This window comes from Devosia sp. (genome assembly GCF_028290645.1).
Lineage (GTDB): Bacteria > Pseudomonadota > Alphaproteobacteria > Rhizobiales > Devosiaceae > Devosia_A.
The window spans coordinates 1-3,143 of sequence record NZ_JAQGJL010000382.1 but is presented as its reverse complement, the minus strand read 5'-3'; the positions used below and the strand labels follow the sequence as shown (position 1 = coordinate 3,143).

1 protein-coding gene is annotated in these 3,143 nt (G+C 61.5%); it reads right to left on the bottom strand.

The window, feature by feature from the left end:
* A partial coding sequence (locus tag JWQ89_RS20335; protein ID WP_299644099.1) for a hypothetical protein occupies positions 1 to 3,050 on the bottom strand: 3,050 nt, incomplete at its 3' end.
* Positions 3,051 to 3,143: the final 93 nt, after the last annotated feature.

Below are 3,143 nucleotides of genomic sequence, written 5' to 3'. Positions count from 1 at the left end.
TCGCGTGCCGGTCGCCGGGCGGTCACTAACGCGCCCGCAACCGCGTCGAACCGGTCCTTAAACTCACGCCGGCGGTCAAGTCCGAGCTCGGCGACAGCTTTGCGAGTTGCGGCCGGAATCCTAAATACTGGCCGAACGATGCCGTCTCGATCCACCGTAGCCACCAACCAACGCGACGGAAAAGCTGCATCGCCCGACATCTTGGGCATGTAGCGCCGGGCTTGTACGACCATCACTAGGCACTGGTTGCGATGGCGGCAGAGGTCGCGAATCCAGGTCAATTCAGCCGTCAACCGCCGCCCCTCCCTGACCTTCTCATGTTGACCGCGTGCGAACCGCATGCCCCAAACGATGCCATTAGCGAGGAGTTTTCCACCGCGAGTCCGCCAGCAGCGGTTGAAAGGCGGGTCAGGCTGCAGGTTGCCCGAGCGGACCATCGCGTCTATCGGTCGGATCCTGCAGCGCGCCGCATTTGAGGCGTAGGGATCGTCCTTGTCGAGGCCGCCTTCGCGCGTGGCCTCGTCTCGAATTAGCCAACTGCGCCACGGCGCCTCATTACGCGAATGACTATCGAGTTCGTCGGCCCGGGGTATCCAAACGTCGTGTTGATCTGCGAGCGCTACAGTCAGGGCGACCGTATCGGCTTTGGCCCGCGGCACAAACGCGGAACTGATCGAGATTTCGACACCATCCATGGTTTCCCAGGAACCTTCAACCACTAGGAAACCTGCATCTGCGCCATCAGTGAATAGGCGGACTAAGCTGCGCGACAGCCTCGGGACGGGCTCCTCGCCAACGGTCAGTGCAGTGCGCATTTCGATGGGGGTGAGGCTCGTGTCGTCAGCAAGCCAACGGCCATCGTCGCGGGAAATAAGCCCGTCGGCCAGCCACTCGGCCCACGGCGCGTCCGCTGTCCAGCTACGGCTGGAGATCGGATGGGTCAGCAACAACGACCCGGCTGCCAGGAACACCCCGTGCCAAGTCAAGGTCCCTATGTGGGTCTCCATTGTCTGAGGTCGCGATCCACCCCCTTCGCCACCGCGATAATCGTCCCACATGCTGATGGCATTGGGTGCCCAAACCCTCACCCAGTCGGCAATTCGGTCTCCAGCCTCATATTTGTGCGTGCCGAACAGCGAAGCGAGGGCGGTCACCTCATGCTTTTCGAACTCGTACTCGAACCGAAACGTGAGGTCGCGCTCCGGATAGCCGTCTGGACGCCGGTCATAAAATCCCGCGGTGCCGCCGCGTCGCTCAACCTTCGACATGGGCCACGGTGAGGCGTTTACTGCTACGCTTCGGGCCCGCAGAGTTGCGGCTTCTCCGGGGGGCAAGCTTGCAGCTACACTAACTAGTGTGCGCGCCGCCATCTCTCGGATGAGGACGTGCGGCAGCTCAGTCGAGTGCGCGATCGCCTCCAGCTGAGGTTGAAAGGGTGCAACAAGGGCCGGATCATCTATCGCGATACGAGCCAACGTGATGAGTAGCCACAGCTTGGCATTTAGGAAAAGGAAAGGGGACGCTGAGTCCTGAAAAGCACCGGCGCTTGTGCTGTCGATGTTCGCAACCAGGTGCCCCAAAACATCGGCTCGCCCGAGGCTAACCAGACGCCGCACCGCATGAGCAGCGCGCCAGCGGGTCGATGAATCAGGCGCCCCGAGGAGAGTCCACAGCAAGCAAGCCACGGCCTCGACTTGGGTAGCCGGTACAGCATTCCCCGGTTGCCACAGTCCGCCCGCGATGGCATCCGGCAGGCCTATTTCTGACTTTTCCACGTAACGTGTCAGACAATCGGCGATAGTCGTGGCTTGGGCCACGCGGGCCAATACCTCAGCGAAATCGAACCAAGCTGAGCTGGAAACGACGGCGGTTTGCCCGCCGAGCCTCTGCAGGATTTCCGTGACCAGCCTGGTTTCGGGCACCGCTCCCGCGGCTAATTCTCGGAGGCGGCGCCGCGAATAGCCGCCGTTCCATTCTCCGTGGATTAGGTCCTGCGCATGCCGGCGAGTTAAGCGGACAACCATATCCGGTACGGCAGCACGGAGTGCCGCTGACCCTTCGGCCCAAGTCTTGAGGATGTCTGTGAGGGCGATCAATTTGTCGTCAAGCGGGATGGCCCGAGCTTCGATGACCGCCTCAAGAAAATCCAAGCGGTCATCGGGGAGGCTCTGCCGATCTGCAACAGCCCAGAGCAATTGAACGATGGGACGGCCGTTTCCGTGGCCGGGCAGCGCCACAACGATAGCGTCAAGGGCATCGGCGGCGAAACGGGCTGTTTCCCCCAGTAACGCTATGATGAAGGGGTCGCGGTTGGCGTCTGAAAACGCCGAACCCGGATAGCTGGGGTCCGGTTTGTTCTCCGGTTGGGCGAGGGCAGCTAACCGTCGTCGGCTCGGGTTCTCTGCAGGCAACTTCGTGTGGGCAAGGGCAAGAAGATCGAGGATCAGGCTGTTGGGGGGAGTGGCACCATCAACCCGGTCAAGCTCTGTCTCCGCGAACGCAAATAGGGCCGCTGCTGCTGTTTGCGATAGTGAAGGCAGCAGGTGTTCCACGAAGGTCGGAAGGCGGAAGCGCAGCATGTCCGCGTACTGAAAAAGGCCAATCATTCCTGCTGCCAAATCGGCGTCTAGTCGCCCGGTCTGAGTCAATTTGGCGAGGCTCTCGAGGTGGGCATCTTCAATTCCACCGCGGCCCCGGTTCCGCAGGCATGTAAGTAATGGAAATAGCTGTAAGCCCCCGAGGCGTGCAAAGGCGTCTGAGTATCGCTCCCAGTCGTAGCGGTCAGCCTCGTCTGGCATCTGCACCTCACAGATCCGGCTGAAGCCGTAGACCGTTCGAGGCGAGATCGGATCGCCCTTATAGTGGCGACCTACCGCGAGTAGCCCTAACGTCTCCTCCATGTCGTCCGCGCTGAAGCTATCAGCGAGAGACAGGCCGACGCGGAACGCAGCCTTCGCCTCGACCAGCGAGACGCGTAAGACTGCGCGCGCTAGGTCCGCAGTCTGACCGATGCGGGTGTCCGTGCTCGTTTCATCCTCAAGGTTCATCACGATCGCATCCGCCAGTTCGACGGCGATCTCCGCAGTCTCGTCGTGACGTCCGAGAATCGCGACTAGATCGGCGCGGCCCGCTAACTCTCGAAA